The following is a 12,981-nucleotide window of genomic DNA, read 5'->3' on the forward strand; positions in this document are numbered from 1 at the left end:
TGGCGGGGGGGTTGTGCGGCGCCCCGGACGCGGCCTGGCGGCCGCTGCTACGAAACCTGTAGCAGCGGCCGCCAGGCCGCGTCGGCCTCACACCGCTTACAGGGTGAAATCACCTTCAGCCGCCAGCTCGCTCAGCGGGCGACGCGGGCTTGGGGTTTCGCGCGCTTGCAGGTAATCAGCCAGGCTGGCCTTGTCGCCCAGTTTGCCGATGGCAATGGCGGCGTGCAGCTCGTAGCCTTCCGGCACTTTCAGTTCCTTGCGGGTCAGTTCCTTGTCGAAACCGGCCATGCCGTGGGTGTGCCAGCCGCTCAGGCTGGCCTGCAGCGCCAGGTGGCCCCAGGCCGAACCGGTGTCGAAGGTGTGCCACAGCGCCGGGGTTTCTTCAGTGGCGCCGGGGGCGGTGAAGGTGGTCTTGGAGATGATGATCACCAGCGCCGAGGCGTGCTGGGCCCAGCTGCGGTTGAACTCGTTCAGCAGGCCCAGGTAGCGTTCCCAGTTCGGCGTGCCACGGCGCGCGTACAGGAAGCGCCACGGCTGCGAGTTGTAGGCCGACGGCGCCCAGCGTGCGGCTTCCAGGAAGCTCAGCAGGGTTTCTTCAGCGATGGTCTCGTCGCTGAAGGCGCGCGGCGACCAGCGGTTGATGAACTGTTCGTGGATACCGAGCTCGGCAATACGTGGGTTGGCACTCATGGACGCTTCCTGTGAAGTGTGCGGAAAACAGCGAAACTACTGCGCCATGGCCCCGCCTGACAAGTGAAGTGTTGACCGGATGTCGTCCGCACTTGGCCTCGGGCCCGCGCGGCACTAGACTGGCGGCCTTTTCCACCGGGTGCCGGTGGGAGTGCAACTCGAAACAGGAAAACCGCTACATGCCCGCAAACGTCGATCGCTTCTGGCTGACCAAGACCCTCGACCAGCTCAACCCGGTTGAATGGGAATCGCTGTGCGACGGCTGTGGCCTGTGCTGCCTGCAAAAGCTCGAGGACGAGGAAGACAACAGCGTCTACTACACCCGCATCGCCTGCCAGCTGCTGGACCTCAAGACCTGCCAGTGCACCGACTACCCCAACCGCAAGGCCAAGGTGCCGGACTGCATCCAGCTGACGCCAGGGCAGGCGGACGAATTCAAGTGGCTGCCGCCGACCTGCGGCTACCGTCTGGTCAGCGAGGGCAAGGACCTGCCCAACTGGCACCACCTGGTGAGCGGCGACCGCAAGAAAGTGCACAAGAAGCACATCTCGCAGTCGGGGCGGATGATCAGCGAAAAGGACGTGGACGAGGATGACTGGGAAGACTACCTGATCTTCCGCGCCGGCTGACGCTAATGTGGGAGCGGGCTCTGCCCGCTCCCACATTAGCGGCCGCTGCTACGGGAGTTGTATCAAGCCTTCGGGGACTTGAGTTCGATGTCGCCGGTAATGGTCGCGGTCTTGGTGGCCTTCACCGCGTTTTCCTGCAACTTGCTCAACTCTTCGCCGGCACGCTCGATCTTCGCGCGCACGCCATCGAATTCCTGGCGGCTGTGCTCGATCAGCGCCTTGGTGGCGCTGTGGCCAGTGAGGCCGCGGGCCAGGGCCACGCCGCCGATGGCCACCTGGATCAGGCCGAACAGCCCGCCGCGGCGCAGCCCCTTGCCCACCATGACGATGCCGGTAGCAACCGACCCTGCGCGTTCCCAGCCGTGCACGTTGTGCTCGGCGGACGGGGCAGGGCGGGCGATGGTGTCGAAGACTTCCAGGTGCTGGTTGTCGCTCATGTTGCTTCTCCTGATGGGCGCTGTTCAGTAGCAGACCGGCAAGGTTCGCCGCTGTTCCCTCGGCTTACTTGAATTTTGGTCCCGAGCGGGTGTTCAAGCCCTTGGCCATGCGGTCGTAAAGCACCACGTTTACCGTCGCCGCCAGGTTCATGCAACCTTCGGTGGGGATGTAGATGGTGTCTTCGCACCAGTCGCGCACGCTCTGGTCCAGCGAGCCGTCTTCGGGGCCGAAGATGTAGATGGCGCGGTCAGGGTGGGTGTACTCGGGCAACGGCCGCGCGCCTTCCACCAGTTCCACCGCCACCGGCGTGCAGCCCAGGGGGATGATCTTCTGCAGGTCGTCGATGCCGATCAGCGGAATGTCGTAGTGGATACGCTTGGTGTCGGTGACGAAATCCCGTGCGCGCTCATAGCGCTTGCCGGTGTAGAACACCGAATTGACGCCATAGCAGCCGGCGGCTCGCATCACCGAGCCGACGTTTTCAGGGGATTTGGGGTTGAACAGACCGATGCAGCTGTAACGCTTGTTGGCCACGCCGGGTCAATCCTTTTTCAGCATCCCGGCCAGGGCCGCGAAGGGGTTGTGGGTGGCCTTGGCAATGGTCGGGGTGCTCAGGGAGCCGTCGCCGAAATACTGCTGGTCGGTGTAGCGGGCGTGTTCGTTGTCGTGGCAGTACAGGCACAACAGTTCCCAGTTGGAACCGTCCTGGGGGTTGTTGTCGTGGTTATGGTCACGGTGGTGCACGGTCAGTTCGCTCAGGCGCTTGCCGGCAAACTCGCGGGCGCAACGGCCGCACACGTGCGGGTACATCTTCAGGGCCTTGTCGCGGTAGCCGCTTTCGCGCTCGCGCTGGGCGTCGGCCAGGATGCGGTCGAGCTTGGCGGTATGGGGCGTGGACGAACTCATGGGTTCACCTCAGGAATAATGACGGTCAGCCCGCATTCTACCGCGAAAACCACAGGAACCCGTAGCAGCTGCCGCCAGGCTGCGTCCGCAGGCACTGCGGTTGCCAGGACGCAGCCTGGCGGCAGCTGCTACGGATTATTTGTGCAGCTTTTCGCAGATCCAGATGGTGTGCCGGGTACCCTTGTTGCCGTGGGCGAACACCTGCACCTCTTCGGCCTTGAAACCGGCCTTGCGCAGGCGCTCGTTGAACTGGCGGTCGGCGCTGGCCGACCACACGGCCAGGATGCCCTTGGGCCGCAGCGCCTTGGCGCAGGCGGCCAGGCCACCGATGGAATACAGCCAGGAGTTGGCTTTCTGGGTCAGCCCCTCGGGGCCGTTGTCGACGTCGAGCATGATCGCGTCAAAGCCCTGGGGCTCGGCCTGCAGCACCTTGGCCACGTCTGCCTGGACGATGGTGGTACGTGGGTCCAGCACTGGCATGCCGGCTTTCTCGCCCAGCGGGCCGTGGTTCCACTCCACCACCCCGGGCACCAGCTCGGCCACCACCACCTCGGCGGTCTTGCCCAGGTGCTTGAGCGCCGAGGCCAGGGTGAAGCCCATGCCCAGCCCGCCGATCAACACCCGCGAGTTCGGCCGACCGGCCACTTTGCGGCAGGGGATCTCGGCCAGGGCGTCTTCGGAACCGTGCATGCGCGTGTTCATCAGTTGGCCGCCGTCGCCGCCCTGGATCTTGATGACGAAATCCTCGCCGTACTCGAACAGGCACAGGGCGCCGCCGTTGTCGGGGATCGGCGTGGTGTCCAGCAGTACAAAACGTTTCATGGGGATCTCGCAGGGGGAGGGGACAGCAGGCGCGGCAGGGAGTAGCCTTGGGGCCATTACGGGCCACAGGCCGGGGAGCCGTCGATGAAGTCGCTTATTGTATCGGGCATTGCCGCGCTTGCGCTGGGAATTGGCAGCGCGCAGGCGCTGGAAGATGTGCCAGCCAATGTGCTCACGCCCAGCAGCGGTGCCCCGGGCACGCCCACGCCCACCCCTTACCCGCAGGTAAGCACGCCGATCACGCCCAAGGCCGGTGGCGGCAACGGCACCGCGCCGTTGCTGCCGCCCATCGTGGTGCCGGGGCCGCCGAAGGATGCGCCGTTGCCGGCGGTGGAGTCACCCAACAAGCCGCCAGCGCCCTGACGGCGCAATACACAACCTGTAGCAGCGGCCGCCGGCCGCGTCAGTGCGCGCTCAAGGATTCTGCGACAGCAACTGCCCGTCGGCCATGCGCAAGCGCTTGGACATGGCCACCGCCAATGCCCGAATGATCTTGGCGGCGACTTTCGGTGAGTCGTTGAGCATCTTCTCCAGCGAGTCCTTGCCCAGGTTCAACAGCACGCAGTCGCTGGCCGCCACGCAGGTGGCCGAACGGCGCTCGCCGTCGAGCACCGCCATCTCGCCGAAGGCACCCTTGCGCAAGGTGGCGACGGGCACCGGACGGTCGCCGTTGCCGGTCTTCTGCACCGTCACCAGGCCGCGGTGAATGATGCACATGAAGGTGCCGGCATCGCCTTCGTGGAATATTTCCTCGCCCTGCTTGATGCTGGTGATGATGAAATAGCCTGCCGCCGCCGCACAGTCGGCTGGTAGCAAGGTGTTGAACAGCCCACAGTCCATGAGCATGTCGCGGATTTCGTTATTCAGGTAGGTCGGATCTGGCATGGCATCACGGTCTTGTTATACGCACGGTTCCCGCCTTCAAGTGTAGGCGGCGGGAACCGGCTGGCATGTGAAAGATGTCACTCAGACATCATGGCAAGGCAAAGTTCCCGCTCAGGCCAGGCCCAGCACCTTGAACACGAACGCATATTCCAGCGCCACGTCGCGCAGGCCCTGGTAGCGGCCGCTCATGCCACCGTGGCCGGCGCCCAGCTCGGTCTTGAGCAGCAGCAGGTTGTCGTCGGTCCTGGTATCACGCAGGCGCGCCACCCACTTGGCCGCTTCCCAGTACTGCACGCGGCTGTCGTTGTAGCCGGCCACCACCAGGGTGGCGGGGTAGGCCTGGGCGCTGACGTTCTCGTAGGGCGCGTAGCCCTTGATGCGCGCGTACACCTCAGGCTCTTCCGGGTTGCCCCATTCGTCGTACTCGGTGACGGTCAGTGGCAGGTCGGGGTCGAGCATGGTGTTCAGCACGTCGACGAACGGCACCTCGGCGATGGCCGCCTTGAACAGTTCGGGACGCTGGTTCAGCACCGCACCGATCAACAGGCCGCCGGCGCTGCCGCCGCTGATGGCCAGTTGGTCGCTGGTGGTCAGGCCCTGGGCAATCAGGTGCTCGGCGCAGGCAATGAAGTCGCTGAAGGTGTTGCCCTTGTGCTCCTGCTTGCCGGCGCGGTACCAGGCCTCGCCCAGTTCGCCGCCGCCGCGCACGTGGGCAATGGCGAAGGCCACGCCACGGTCCAGCAGGCTCAGGCGCGCGTGGGAGAACCACGGGTCGAGGCTTTCGCCGTAGGCGCCGTAGCCGTACAGGTACAGCGGGGTTGGCTGGCCCAGCGCTTCGCGTTTCACCACCAGGCTGATGGGAACGCGTGTGCCGTCGCCGGCGGTGGCCCACAGGCGCTGGCTGACGTAGGCGTCGGCGTCGAACGGGCCTAGCACCGGGGTTTCCTTCAGCACTTTCTGTTCACCGGTGGCCAAGGCCAGTTGGCGCACCTGGGCGGGGCGGTTCAGCGCCTCGTAGCGCAGGCGGATGCGCTCGCTGACGAACTCCAGGCTATCGGATACGTGCAGGCTGTAGGCCGCGTCCGGCAGTTGCACGCGATACGTCGCCAGGCCCTGTGGGTGCACCTCGATGATCGGCAGGCCGCCTTCGCGCAGGCTCAGGGTGAAGGCGTGGGCGTTGAGGGTCACGCCTTCGAGCATCACCTCGTCACGGTGGCCAATCAGCGGCTGCCAGCGCTCGCGGGTTGGCACCTGGCCGTCGTCCGGCGCCTGCAGCAGGGCGAAGTTGATGCCGTCCTGGTTGCTGCGGATAAACCAGGTCCACTGGCCGTCGAGCTGCCCGTGGTCAGGGTAGTACTCGTGGTCTTCCACCCGTGGCGCCAGGCACTGGAACGCCTGCTGCGGGTGCTCGGCGTCCAGCACCCAGGCCTCGCTGGTGGTCTTGCTGTTCAGCAGCAGGATCAGCTGGCGCTCGGAGCTGGCGCGGTAGCAGTGCAGGAAGAAGCGGCCATCGGTTTCCTCGAACACCAGTTCGCAGGCGTCGCTGCCCAAGCGGTGACGGTACAGCTTGTGCGGACGGTGGGTGTCGTCCAGCTCGCCGAAGAACAGCGTCTGGCTGTCGTTGGCCCAGGTCATGCTGCCGTCGCAGTCGTCGAACGGCAGCTCGGTGATGGCGCCGTTGGTCAGGTCCTTCACGTACAGGCGGTAGATTTCGTCGCCGCTGGTATCCAGGCTGTAGGCCAGCAGGCGGTGGTCGGGGCTGATGTTGAACGCGCCCAGGGACAGGAAGCCGCCGGCGGCCAGTTCATTGGGGTCCAGCAGCAGCTCTTCGCGGCTTTCATCCACGGTGGGGCTGTCGTCGGCCGGGCGCGGGCAGCGGTAATGGCGGGCGTATTCGTCGCCGGCGGTGGTGCGCGTGTAGTACAGGTACGGGCCCCAGGGCGAGGCCAGCGACAGGTCGGTCTCGCGGATACGGCCCTTTATTTCCTCGAACAGCTGTTCGCGCAGCTCGGCCTGGTCGGCCAGTTGTGCTTCCTGGTAGGCGTTTTCGGCCTTCAGGTAATCCAGTACCTCGTCGCTGTCGCGTTCCTGCAGCCAGGCGTACGGGTCGGCGCCGTCGGCCTTGCGGGCGATCGGGGCGCGTGGGGCGGTGGCTGATGGGGGCATGGGCGGCTCACTTTGCAGTAGGTTTTGGCGGCGCCCGGCGGGCCATTTGGCATGGGGGGCGCCTGCACGGCGAAAAGTCGTTATCATAAGCGCCTATTTGCCTGCCTTGCCACGGACACCATGACCGAGAACGACTATTTCCTCGCCTGGGGTATCTACGCCTTCGCCGCCTTCGGTTGCCTGATGGTATGGCTGCGCCTGACCACCTGGATCTGGCGCTGGCTGCGCCAGCCACTGCGCATCGTGATGGCAGTGCTGCTGTTCACCCCCACCATCGTCGACCCGGGCAAGGGCATGTTCGCCCCGGCCGTGGCCATGACCGGCCTGGACATCCTGTTCAAGGATGCCGGGCACGCGCTGCCGGCCATGTCGGACCTGGCCATGTACAGCCTGATCGCCCTGGTGCTGTACGTGATCTACGCCCTAATCCGCTGGCCCATCGAGCGCAGCAGCCGCGCGCGCCGCGCTGAACAGGCAGCCCGCGACGAAGCGCTGGCCAAGGCCGACGCCCAGCGCCGTGACGAGCCGGACGAGCCGTTCGGTGCCGGCGACCGCTATGGCCGCACGCCGCCGACCCCGACCCCACCCAGCCCGGCCGGGCGCATGCGGGTCGAGCCACGCCTGTAACAGATCAAGAGAGCCGCCATGTGTGAATTGCTGGGCATGAGTGCCAACGTGCCGACCGATATTGTCTTCAGCTTCACCGGGCTGATGCAGCGCGGCGGCCGCACCGGCCCGCACCGCGACGGCTGGGGCATTGCCTTTTACGAAGGCCGCGGCCTGCGCCTGTTCCAGGACCCGGCCGCAAGCAGCGAGTCGCAGGTGGCCGAACTGGTGCAGCGCTACCCGATCAAGAGCGAAGTGGTGATCGGCCACATTCGCCAGGCCAACGTCGGCAAGGTCTGCCTGTCCAACACCCACCCGTTCGTGCGTGAGCTGTGGGGGCGCAACTGGTGTTTCGCCCACAACGGCCAGCTGGCCGACTTCAACCCGGCGGCCACTTTCTACCGGCCAGTGGGCGACACGGACAGCGAAGCGGCCTTCTGCGACCTGTTGAACCGCGTGCGCGAAGCCTTCCCCGAACCGGTGGAAATCGAACAGCTGCTGCCCACCCTGGTCGAGGCCTGTGCTCACTACCGTTCCAAGGGCGTGTTCAACGGCCTGCTCAGCGACGGCGACTGGCTGTTCTGCTTCTGCTCGACGAAACTTGCGCATATCACCCGGCGCGCGCCGTTTGGCCCGGCCCGGCTCAAGGACGTGGACGTGACTGTCGACTTCCAGGCCGAGACCACCCCCAACGACGTGGTCTCGGTGATTACCACCGAACCGTTGACCGACAACGAAACCTGGAACTGCTACGAACCCGGCCAATGGGCGCTTTGGCGCCGTGGCGAGTGCGTGCTCCGGGGCGCCACCGACTAGGAAGCCACACATGCTGCGAAGTTATCTACGACTGGTGCTGTTCGCCGTCGGGCTGCTGCTGGGCGTGCAAGTGCCCGGCCTGATCAACGATTACGCCCATCGCGTGGAAGCCCACCTGATGGAAGCGCAGCAGAGCCTGCGCGGTTTCCAGGACACTGCCGACAAGTTCTTCAACGGTGACCTGCAGGCGCTGATCGCCCACTACCGCGACAGCACTGACCCGGTGTTCCAGAGCGACAGCCAAAGCCTGGGCACCCTGATCAACCGCCACCAGGCGCTGGATAACGAGTGGATGGCCCTGCAAGGCCCCTGGTGGGTTCGCGACTGGCACGTGCTGACCGCCGCCGACCCGCAAATCAGCCAGGAAACCCTCAACGGCTACACCTACCAGGTGCTGCTGGTGCCTGAAGCCATCGGCTGGGGCGTGGGCGTGGCCTTCGTGCTGGCGCTGGTGCTGGAGTGCCTGATCATGTTGCCGGCCTGGACCCTGTACGGCGTGCGCAAGTACAAGGGCGAAGTGCCCGAGCACTGGCGCTAGCCGCTGTGGGAGCTGGCTTGCCAGCGAGCTTTTGGGCCTCAACAGCTCGCTGGCAAGCCAGCTCCCACACTATTTGGACAGGAATCGCATCCCTTCTTCAAGGCCGCGCAAGGTCAGCGGGTACATCTGGTCCTCGATCAACTCGCGCACGATGTTGGTCGACGCCGTGTAGCCCCAGGTGTCCTTGGGGTAGGGGTTGATCCAGATCAGCTTCTTGTACTTCTCCATGAAGCGCTGCATCCACACATACCCGGCCTCTTCGTTCCAGTGCTCGACGCTGCCACCCGGCTGGGTGATTTCGTACGGCGCCATGGCCGCGTCACCGACGAAGATTACCTTCCAGTCCGGCCCGTACTTGTGCAGCAGGTCCTGGGTGGCCGTGCGCTCCGAGGTGCGGCGCATGTTGTTCTTCCACACCGACTCGTAGACGAAGTTGTGGAAGTAGAAGTACTCCAGGTGCTTGAACTCGGTCTTGCAGGCCGAGAACAGTTCCTCGCAGATCTTCACGTGGGCGTCCATGGACCCGCCGATGTCGAATAGCAACAGCAGCTTGACGGTGTTGCGCCGCTCGGGGCGCATCTGGATGTTCAGCAGGCCGGCGTCGCGCGCGGTGTGGTCGATGGTGCCATCGATGTCCAGTTCCTCGGCGGCGCCCTGGCGGGCGAACTTGCGCAAGCGGCGCAGGGCCACCTTGATGTTGCGCGTGCCCAGCTCCACCTGGTCGTCGAGGTTCTTGTACTCGCGTTGGTCCCACACCTTCACGGCCTTGCCCTGGCGCTTCCCGGCGTCACCGACGCGGATGCCCTCGGGGTTGAAACCGCCGGAGCCGAACGGGCTGGTGCCGCCAGTGCCGATCCACTTGTTGCCACCGGCATGGCGCTCCTTCTGTTCCTCCAGGCGCTTCTTGAATTCCTCGATCAGCTTGTCGAGGCCGCCCAGGGACTGGATCTGCGCGCGCTCCTCGTCGGTGAGGCTGCGCTCGAATTCCTTGCGCAGCCACTCCTCGGGAATCAGCGCCTGCAGGTGGTCATCCAGCTTCTCCAGGCCGTTGAAATAGGCGGCGAAGGCGCGGTCGAACTTGTCGAAATGGCGCTCGTCCTTTACCAGGATGGCCCGCGACAGGTAATAGAACTCGTCCATGTCGGCGAAGGTGACCCGCGCCTGCAGGGCGTTGATCAGGTCCAGCAGTTCACGCACCGAGACCGGCACCTTGGCGGCGCGCATCTCGTTGAACAGGTTGAGCAGCATGGCAGGCCCCTCAGCGGTTGCCGCGCCGGCTCATGAACGCCAGGCGTTCGAGCAGCTGCACGTCCTGCTCGTTCTTCACCAGCGCGCCGGCCAGCGGCGGAATGGCCTTGGTGGGGTCGCGTTCGCGCAACACCGCTTCGCCGATGTTGTCGGCCATCAGCAGCTTCAGCCAGTCCACCAGCTCCGAGGTGGACGGTTTTTTCTTCAGGCCTGGCACTTTGCGCACGTCGAAGAACACGTCCAAAGCCTCGCTCACCAGCTCTTTCTTGATGTCGGGGTAGTGCACGTCGACGATCTTCTGCAGCGTGGTGCGGTCGGGGAAGGCGATGTAGTGGAAGAAGCAGCGGCGCAGGAAGGCGTCCGGCAGCTCTTTCTCGTTGTTCGAGGTAATGATGATGATCGGGCGCTGCTTGGCCTTGATGGTCTCGTCGATTTCGTAGACGTAGAACTCCATCTTGTCGAGTTCCTGCAACAGGTCGTTGGGGAACTCGATGTCGGCCTTGTCGATCTCGTCGATCAGCAGAATCACCCGCTCCTCGGACTCGAAGGCCTCCCACAGCTTGCCTTTCTTCAGGTAGTTGCGCACATCGTGCACCTTGTCCACGCCCAGCTGCGAGTCGCGCAGGCGGCTCACCGCGTCGTACTCGTACAGGCCCTGGTGAGCCTTGGTAGTGGACTTGATGTGCCAGGTGATCAGGCGCGCACCGAAGGATTCGGCCAGCTGCTCGGCGAGCATGGTCTTGCCGGTGCCCGGCTCACCCTTCACCAGCAACGGGCGCTGCAGGGTGATGGCCGCGTTCACCGCCAGTTTCAGGTCGTCTGTGGCGACGTATGCCGCGGTGCCTTCGAACTTCATGTGTGCCTGTCCTCTGTTCCGGGAGTTTGTTATTGCAGCGACTATAACGCGCGGCCCGGTCGAATGTGAACGCAGCACCACTATTCAGTCGCTGAATGAACACGGCAGCGCCAATCAGCCGCCCTCTTTCGGCGGTGCCTGCTCGTACTTGGCGTTGAACGCCTGGACGAAACCGTTGCGCAGAATTTCCCAGAAGGCCTCCAGGGCGCTGATGTCCTGGCGGTGTACGCTGCCGCTGAGGTCGACGCGGGTGGCGAACTGGTTTTTGTTCTGGTTCTTCAACAGGGTCTGGGTACCGCCGACGATGGCTTCCCACACCGAGCGGAAGAACCCTTTGTTCTTGTTTTCCACGTCCTGCTGCCAGTTGAACACTTCCACGTTGTGCAGCAACGGCTTGATGTAGCCGGTGAGCTGGGCCTTTTTCGCCGTGGCCTCAATGACCACATCGCCCGTGCCGGCGTTGAAGTCGAACTTGCCGTAGGCGCTGGAGAAGTCGTTGACCTTGCGCAGTTCAATGCCGGTGGCGCGCAGGCGGAACTGGAAGTCCTCGAAGTTGCTGAACGGGTCGAAGGTGGCGGTGGTTTCCAGCGGTGCCTGGCCGAACAGCCGGGCATGGCCTTCGAAGCGGGCGTTGCGCTTGCCCTGTTTGTCGGCGACGTTGGTGAGGTTGAAAATGCTGGCGTTGACCTGGTCGGCCGACAGTTTTACCGGTGGCTTGGAGCTGAAGTTGCGGAAGGTAATGGTGCCGTTGTCAATGCGCACCTCGTCGAGGGTGATGGGCAGCAGCTTGTTCATCTGCGCGCGCCAGTCGGTGCCGGCACCGGTCTGCGAAGCCTGCTTGTTGGCCCCGCCGTCGACGAAGTTAAGCTCCGGATCGACGAACTCCGCCTTGGCCACCACGGCGTGGTCGTACCACAGCGACGACCAGCTCACCGACAGGTCGATCAGCGGCGCGGTCAGCAGCGGCACCGGCACCTTGCCGTCGACCTTGACGATTTCCAGGCCATTGATCTTGTACGCGCCGCGCCACAGCGCCAGGTCGACGTCGGCCACATGGCCGCGGTAAGCGCCCATGTCGGCCAGCTTGTCGTTGAGGTAGTTGCGCACCACGTAGGGCAGGGCGACATGCACCACGACCAGCAGCAGTACAATGGCTGCCACCGTCCACAAGGGCCAACTGTAGCGACGTTTCATGATGCGCATGTCCAGGACCGTATACAGGCATTGACCTGCGGCCACCGGATCCGTTCGCACTGGACTCGCCCGGCCCCCGGGCTTACCCTTGAATTTTTACGCTGGTGCATAAGGACCTCCTGCCATGAGCCGCATTTTCGCTGACAACGCGCACTCCATCGGCAACACGCCGCTGGTGCAGATCAACCGCATCGCCCCGCGCGGCGTGACCGTGCTGGCCAAGATCGAAGGCCGCAACCCCGGTTATTCGGTCAAGTGCCGCATCGGTGCCAACATGATCTGGGACGCTGAAAGCAGCGGCAAGCTCAAGCCGGGCATGACCATCATCGAGCCCACCTCGGGCAACACCGGCATCGGCCTGGCGTTCGTCGCTGCCGCCCGTGGCTACAAGCTGGTGCTGACCATGCCGGCCTCCATGAGCATCGAGCGCCGCAAGGTGCTCAAGGCCCTGGGTGCCGAGCTGCTGCTGACCGAGCCCGCCAAGGGCATGAAGGGCGCCATAGAGAAGGCCGAGGAGCTGGCCAAGGCCAACCCGGAAACCTATTTCATGCCGCAGCAGTTCAGCAACCCGGCCAACCCGGCCATTCACGAGAAGACCACCGGCCCGGAAATCTGGAACGACACCGACGGCGCCGTGGATGTGCTGGTGGCGGGCGTGGGCACCGGCGGCACCATCACCGGTATTTCGCGCTACATCAAGCACACCCAGGGCAAGTCGATCCTGTCGGTGGCGGTCGAACCCATCGGCTCGCCGGTCATCACCCAGGCCATCGCCGGTGAAGAGATCAAGCCCAGCCCGCACAAGATCCAGGGCATCGGGGCCGGTTTCGTGCCGAAGAACCTCGACCTGTCGCTGGTGGACCGCGTGGAGCTGGTGAGCGACGATGAAGCCAAGGCCATGGCCCTGCGGCTGATGCAGGAAGAAGGCATTCTGTGCGGCATTTCCTGTGGCGCCGCCATGGCCGCCGCCGTGCGCCTGGCCGAGAAGCCGGAAATGCAGGGCAAGACCATCGTCGTGATCCTGCCGGACTCGGGCGAGCGCTACCTGTCGAGCATGCTGTTCGCCGACCTGTTCACCGAGGCAGAAAACCAGCAGTAACCTGGCGGTTGTGGGAGCTATTGATATGCCTCAAGACCCGTCCTTGCGCGCCACGCAATAATGAATCTCGTCCGGAGCGGCTGTTTAG

Annotated in this window: 16 protein-coding genes; 6 read left to right on the forward strand and 10 right to left on the reverse strand. The window is 64.6% G+C overall.

The features are described 5' to 3' along the window. Positions 1 to 96 precede the first annotated feature (96 nt). Complete coding sequence (locus AC0SZ7_RS25790) at positions 97 to 690, reverse strand: nitroreductase family protein (RefSeq protein WP_475507034.1); 594 nt, start codon at positions 688 to 690, stop codon at positions 97 to 99. A 179-nt stretch (positions 691 to 869) separates the two neighbouring features. Here AC0SZ7_RS25790 and AC0SZ7_RS25795 point away from each other — a divergent pair, with 179 nt between their 5' ends. After that, positions 870 to 1,319: a YcgN family cysteine cluster protein gene (locus AC0SZ7_RS25795; protein WP_416426530.1), complete on the forward strand. Its 450-nt coding sequence runs from the start codon at positions 870 to 872 to the stop codon at positions 1,317 to 1,319. Between the two features lie 62 nt (positions 1,320 to 1,381). Here AC0SZ7_RS25795 and AC0SZ7_RS25800 read toward each other — a convergent pair whose 3' ends face one another. From AC0SZ7_RS25800 to AC0SZ7_RS25815, 4 genes are all read right to left on the reverse strand, one after another. Next, complete coding sequence (locus AC0SZ7_RS25800; protein ID WP_475507035.1) at positions 1,382 to 1,756, reverse strand: YgaP family membrane protein; 375 nt, start codon at positions 1,754 to 1,756, stop codon at positions 1,382 to 1,384. A gap of 64 nt (positions 1,757 to 1,820) precedes the next feature. Next, the gene (locus AC0SZ7_RS25805) at positions 1,821 to 2,291 is read right to left on the reverse strand and encodes an RNA methyltransferase (protein WP_027977079.1); all 471 of its coding nucleotides are present in this window, start codon (positions 2,289 to 2,291) and stop codon (positions 1,821 to 1,823) included. A gap of 6 nt (positions 2,292 to 2,297) precedes the next feature. After that, the gene (locus AC0SZ7_RS25810; protein ID WP_473004300.1) at positions 2,298 to 2,663 is read right to left on the reverse strand and encodes a YajD family HNH nuclease; all 366 of its coding nucleotides are present in this window, start codon (positions 2,661 to 2,663) and stop codon (positions 2,298 to 2,300) included. A gap of 135 nt (positions 2,664 to 2,798) precedes the next feature. After that, entirely contained in the window at positions 2,799 to 3,485 is a 687-nt protein-coding gene (locus AC0SZ7_RS25815) for a spermidine synthase (RefSeq protein WP_475507036.1), read from the reverse strand. 84 nt (positions 3,486 to 3,569) lie between these two features. On the opposite strand from AC0SZ7_RS25815, the gene AC0SZ7_RS25820 reads away from it, so the two are divergent. After that, entirely contained in the window at positions 3,570 to 3,848 is a 279-nt protein-coding gene (locus AC0SZ7_RS25820; RefSeq protein ID WP_475507037.1) for a hypothetical protein, read from the forward strand. Positions 3,849 to 3,899: 51 nt separating this feature from the next. Here the strand turns inward: AC0SZ7_RS25820 and AC0SZ7_RS25825 are convergent, their stop codons facing one another. Then, the gene (locus tag AC0SZ7_RS25825; protein WP_475507038.1) at positions 3,900 to 4,370 is read right to left on the reverse strand and encodes a cyclic nucleotide-binding domain-containing protein; all 471 of its coding nucleotides are present in this window, start codon (positions 4,368 to 4,370) and stop codon (positions 3,900 to 3,902) included. Between the two features lie 111 nt (positions 4,371 to 4,481). Further along, positions 4,482 to 6,536, reverse strand: coding sequence for a S9 family peptidase (locus tag AC0SZ7_RS25830; protein ID WP_475507039.1), 2,055 nt, complete (start codon positions 6,534 to 6,536; stop codon positions 4,482 to 4,484). A 120-nt stretch (positions 6,537 to 6,656) separates the two neighbouring features. Here AC0SZ7_RS25830 and AC0SZ7_RS25835 point away from each other — a divergent pair, with 120 nt between their 5' ends. Genes AC0SZ7_RS25835 through AC0SZ7_RS25845 form a run of 3 tightly spaced genes read left to right on the forward strand, consistent with a single transcriptional unit; the run spans position 6,657 to position 8,496 of the window. Continuing rightward, positions 6,657 to 7,163 carry an MFS transporter gene (locus tag AC0SZ7_RS25835; RefSeq protein ID WP_475507040.1) on the forward strand — a complete coding sequence of 169 codons (507 nt, stop codon included), beginning with the start codon at positions 6,657 to 6,659 and terminating at the stop codon, positions 7,161 to 7,163. A gap of 18 nt (positions 7,164 to 7,181) precedes the next feature. After that, entirely contained in the window at positions 7,182 to 7,958 is a 777-nt protein-coding gene (locus AC0SZ7_RS25840; RefSeq protein ID WP_475507041.1) for a class II glutamine amidotransferase, read from the forward strand. Positions 7,959 to 7,968: 10 nt separating this feature from the next. Next, positions 7,969 to 8,496, forward strand: a complete 528-nt coding sequence (locus AC0SZ7_RS25845; RefSeq protein WP_475507042.1) for a DUF2937 family protein — start codon at positions 7,969 to 7,971, stop codon at positions 8,494 to 8,496. Between the two features lie 69 nt (positions 8,497 to 8,565). Here AC0SZ7_RS25845 and AC0SZ7_RS25850 read toward each other — a convergent pair whose 3' ends face one another. From AC0SZ7_RS25850 to AC0SZ7_RS25860, 3 genes are all read right to left on the reverse strand, one after another. Beyond that, the gene (locus AC0SZ7_RS25850) at positions 8,566 to 9,744 is read right to left on the reverse strand and encodes a vWA domain-containing protein (RefSeq protein WP_416426514.1); all 1,179 of its coding nucleotides are present in this window, start codon (positions 9,742 to 9,744) and stop codon (positions 8,566 to 8,568) included. A 10-nt stretch (positions 9,745 to 9,754) separates the two neighbouring features. Next, positions 9,755 to 10,600, reverse strand: coding sequence for an AAA family ATPase (locus tag AC0SZ7_RS25855; RefSeq protein ID WP_027977089.1), 846 nt, complete (start codon positions 10,598 to 10,600; stop codon positions 9,755 to 9,757). Between the two features lie 114 nt (positions 10,601 to 10,714). Beyond that, positions 10,715 to 11,794, reverse strand: a complete 1,080-nt coding sequence (locus tag AC0SZ7_RS25860; RefSeq protein WP_475507043.1) for a DUF748 domain-containing protein — start codon at positions 11,792 to 11,794, stop codon at positions 10,715 to 10,717. Positions 11,795 to 11,918: 124 nt separating this feature from the next. Here AC0SZ7_RS25860 and cysK point away from each other — a divergent pair, with 124 nt between their 5' ends. Beyond that, positions 11,919 to 12,893: a cysteine synthase A gene (gene cysK, locus AC0SZ7_RS25865; protein WP_475507044.1), complete on the forward strand. Its 975-nt coding sequence runs from the start codon at positions 11,919 to 11,921 to the stop codon at positions 12,891 to 12,893. Positions 12,894 to 12,981: the final 88 nt, after the last annotated feature.

The organism is Pseudomonas sp. JC1203 (genome assembly GCF_056175065.1).

Excerpts from the sequence above, each read along its gene's own strand:
- AC0SZ7_RS25790 (WP_475507034.1), bottom strand. The coding sequence starts at position 690 with ATGAGTGCCAACCCACGTATTGCCGAGCTCGGTATCCACGAACAGTTC.
- AC0SZ7_RS25795 (WP_416426530.1), top strand. The coding sequence starts at position 870 with ATGCCCGCAAACGTCGATCGCTTCTGGCTGACCAAGACCCTCGACCAG.
- AC0SZ7_RS25800 (WP_475507035.1), bottom strand. The coding sequence starts at position 1,756 with ATGAGCGACAACCAGCACCTGGAAGTCTTCGACACCATCGCCCGCCCT.
- AC0SZ7_RS25810 (WP_473004300.1), bottom strand. The coding sequence starts at position 2,663 with ATGAGTTCGTCCACGCCCCATACCGCCAAGCTCGACCGCATCCTGGCC.
- AC0SZ7_RS25815 (WP_475507036.1), bottom strand. The coding sequence starts at position 3,485 with ATGAAACGTTTTGTACTGCTGGACACCACGCCGATCCCCGACAACGGC.
- AC0SZ7_RS25820 (WP_475507037.1), top strand. The coding sequence starts at position 3,570 with ATGAAGTCGCTTATTGTATCGGGCATTGCCGCGCTTGCGCTGGGAATT.
- AC0SZ7_RS25825 (WP_475507038.1), bottom strand. The coding sequence starts at position 4,370 with ATGCCAGATCCGACCTACCTGAATAACGAAATCCGCGACATGCTCATG.
- AC0SZ7_RS25830 (WP_475507039.1), bottom strand. The coding sequence starts at position 6,536 with ATGCCCCCATCAGCCACCGCCCCACGCGCCCCGATCGCCCGCAAGGCC.
- AC0SZ7_RS25835 (WP_475507040.1), top strand. The coding sequence starts at position 6,657 with ATGACCGAGAACGACTATTTCCTCGCCTGGGGTATCTACGCCTTCGCC.
- AC0SZ7_RS25840 (WP_475507041.1), top strand. The coding sequence starts at position 7,182 with ATGTGTGAATTGCTGGGCATGAGTGCCAACGTGCCGACCGATATTGTC.
- AC0SZ7_RS25845 (WP_475507042.1), top strand. The coding sequence starts at position 7,969 with ATGCTGCGAAGTTATCTACGACTGGTGCTGTTCGCCGTCGGGCTGCTG.
- AC0SZ7_RS25850 (WP_416426514.1), bottom strand. The coding sequence starts at position 9,744 with ATGCTGCTCAACCTGTTCAACGAGATGCGCGCCGCCAAGGTGCCGGTC.
- AC0SZ7_RS25855 (WP_027977089.1), bottom strand. The coding sequence starts at position 10,600 with ATGAAGTTCGAAGGCACCGCGGCATACGTCGCCACAGACGACCTGAAA.
- AC0SZ7_RS25860 (WP_475507043.1), bottom strand. The coding sequence starts at position 11,794 with ATGAAACGTCGCTACAGTTGGCCCTTGTGGACGGTGGCAGCCATTGTA.
- cysK (WP_475507044.1), top strand. The coding sequence starts at position 11,919 with ATGAGCCGCATTTTCGCTGACAACGCGCACTCCATCGGCAACACGCCG.